The following is a 2,475-nucleotide window of genomic DNA, read 5'->3' on the forward strand; positions in this document are numbered from 1 at the left end:
CAAAAACATTATATTTTCTTTATGAATAACTTGCATGAAACATTGGCACGTAAGGGATTAATAAGAAATATACACGCTTCAAAAAGGAGCACGACTCTGGTTTTTTGCATATACATTAGGGCATGGTATGGCAAAGTTAAGGAATGGACTAACTGTAAAAGAGGCGGCGAACGCAAAGCCAAAAGATAAACCATACAGGCTAAGTGATGGTGGTGGCTTGTATCTTCTCGTTCGCGTTAGCGGCTTTAAAGCTTGGGAGTGTAGATACATCAAGCCGTCAAACGGTAAGCCCACTTTCGCAGGTCTTGGATCTTATCCTGACATATCTCTTTCCGAAGCAAGAGACAAGGCTCTCGGTATAAAACGCATGGTTTCAGAAGGGATAGATCCTCAACTTCTTAAGGCGGAAAACAAAGCTAGGTCCACCAGCGAAATGGAATGCACATTTAGAGCAGTTGCTGATCTATGGATGGACACAAAGAGGCACAAGCTTAAAGAGAAAACCATAGAGGGAAACTGGCGAAAGCTAGAGCTTTATGCGTTCCCGATGATCGGAAAGATACCAGTATCAAAAATCACGGCACCAATGGCTATTGCTGCATTAAAGCCGGTGGAGAAAACTGGCCAGCTTGAAACAGTCAAGCGAACTGCGCAGCTCATGAATGAAGTAATGACATATGCGGTTAACGCCGGGTTAGTTCACTCAAACCCATTAACAGGAATTAGGGAAGTATTTCGAAGCCCGCAAGTTAAGCATATGGACGCACTTTCACCAGAAGAGCTACCAGAGCTGCTAATGACTGTTGGCGCTGCCAATATGGCTATAACAACAAAATGCTTAATAGAGTGGCAACTGCACACCATGACACGGCCAAACGAGGCAGCTGGCGCTAAGTGGTGCGAAATCGATTTTGATAAACAGCTTTGGATTATTCCACCAGAGCGAATGAAGATGAAGCGAGTGCATGAAATACCGCTCACTCCTCAAATGATGAACATCCTTGATGTATTAAAGCCATTTAGTGGTCATAGGGAGTATATATTTCCGTCCATCCGCGACCCAAAAAGGCCAACGGATGCGGAAAGCATTAATAAGGCATTATCTAGAATTGGATTTAAAGGAAGAACCACAGCGCACGGGTTACGCGCGCTGGCATCAACCACGCTAAATGAGCAAGGTTTTGATTCTGATATCATAGAGACGTCACTTGCTCACGTAGAGCGAAATGCGATTAGGAAGGCTTACAATAGGGCTACTTATTTGGAGAGAAGAAGAGTTTTAATGTGCTGGTGGAGTGATCACATAGAAAAAGCAAGTTTTGGTTCTGTTTCGGTTACGAGCTTTAAAGCTTTAAGAAGGGATTAAGCGATTAGTTTTTGGTGGTTTCTATCATCGATGCGTTTTTCCAGCCATTCGTTAACTTCTGATTCAAGCCATCCAACGCTTCGCTCCCCAAGTGATAACTGCTTGGGGAATTTGTTTGATTCAGTTAGCCTGTAGATCGTTGACTTGGAAAGGCCAGTAAGCTCGATAACTTCTTTAAGTCTGATTACTTTCAATTTATCACTCCTTACTCTGATTTTAAAAAACACAGACATTTAACAATTTTGAATGATGATTGGAATTCTTTTTGAAATAATATTGGAATAGAGAAAAATTGCTGATTGCATGCTTTTGACTTCAATGCGTCTGGTATCGCGTCGCCTAGATTCTTCTATCTCTTGCTTGACGTGGCAGCATAGCGAGGTTTTTTTAAATTTAGCTGGCAAGTCCATGTTCATAAAACCTCTCCATTGATTAAAATCTTTCCGTCCATAGTGGATTTAACAGCAACGCCAAAATTAGTACAAAACCAAATAGATGGACGATCCATTCTTGCATTCGCCCATTCAGCTAGTTCTTTGACGCCTTTTTCAGTAAGGAAAGCCATGCCAATGGAAACTCCATAATCAACATTGCCTTTATTTACCTCTCTGTCAATTGCTCTTATGCATACCTTCTTAGGCTGACCTGTCCAACACATAAGGCGATCAATTACAGATCGCCCATTAAAATTTTTATTTGCGTTTAATCCAACGCAGATTATTACCTGATACATTGATATGTCTTTAGTTGCCATCTTTATTGAACCTCTCGATATCAATATTTTTTGGCATAACCTCGTCAGGCTCTCGCTTGTGCTTTTCACAATAATATTTAGGGCCACCAGAGAAAGGTCTGTAGATGGTAATAAAAGCTAAGCCACCACAAGATTCGCACAATCTATTCGTTGCCATTTGTCTTATCACTCCCTATTCTGATTTTAAGAAAGTGCCAGCCATTTTCCTTTTCCATTCTGGCCACTCTTTAGTTTTTTCTTTACATTTATCGCAGTGGTCTGAAAGCATTTCTTTTCTTAATGTTATAGCGTCATCCATTCCTAATACGCCAGACTTAACAATTCCAACAATGTCATCTTCAGTAACCATTTCAAC

Annotated in this window: 4 protein-coding genes; 1 reads left to right on the forward strand and 3 read right to left on the reverse strand. The window is 41.0% G+C overall.

Annotated elements, in window-relative coordinates; genetic code table 11:
- Positions 1-127 precede the first annotated feature (127 nt).
- Positions 128-1,366, forward strand: coding sequence for a tyrosine-type recombinase/integrase (locus AACQ17_RS08655; RefSeq protein WP_094147967.1), 1,239 nt, complete (start codon positions 128-130; stop codon positions 1,364-1,366).
- On the opposite strand, the gene AACQ17_RS08660 is transcribed toward AACQ17_RS08655, so the two are convergent.
- The 3 genes from AACQ17_RS08660 to AACQ17_RS08670 form a co-directional block, all read right to left on the reverse strand.
- Positions 1,363-1,560 (reverse strand): helix-turn-helix transcriptional regulator, encoded by a 198-nt coding sequence (locus tag AACQ17_RS08660; RefSeq protein ID WP_094147969.1) that lies wholly within the window; start codon positions 1,558-1,560, stop codon positions 1,363-1,365. The two genes, AACQ17_RS08655 and AACQ17_RS08660, sit on opposite strands and share 4 nt — an antisense overlap.
- Before the next feature lie 218 nt (positions 1,561-1,778).
- Positions 1,779-2,120 (reverse strand): hypothetical protein, encoded by a 342-nt coding sequence (locus tag AACQ17_RS08665; RefSeq protein WP_094147965.1) that lies wholly within the window; start codon positions 2,118-2,120, stop codon positions 1,779-1,781.
- A gap of 172 nt (positions 2,121-2,292) precedes the next feature.
- Positions 2,293-2,475: hypothetical protein (locus tag AACQ17_RS08670; protein ID WP_170935177.1), on the reverse strand; the 183-nt coding region annotated here is incomplete at its 5' end.

The organism is Vibrio sp. V10_P2A27P122 (genome assembly GCF_963874335.1).
Taxonomy (GTDB): Bacteria; Pseudomonadota; Gammaproteobacteria; order Enterobacterales; family Vibrionaceae; genus Vibrio; species Vibrio anguillarum.

Excerpts from the sequence above, each read along its gene's own strand:
- AACQ17_RS08665 (WP_094147965.1), bottom strand. The coding sequence starts at position 2,120 with ATGGCAACTAAAGACATATCAATGTATCAGGTAATAATCTGCGTTGGA.
- AACQ17_RS08655 (WP_094147967.1), top strand. The coding sequence starts at position 128 with ATGGCAAAGTTAAGGAATGGACTAACTGTAAAAGAGGCGGCGAACGCA.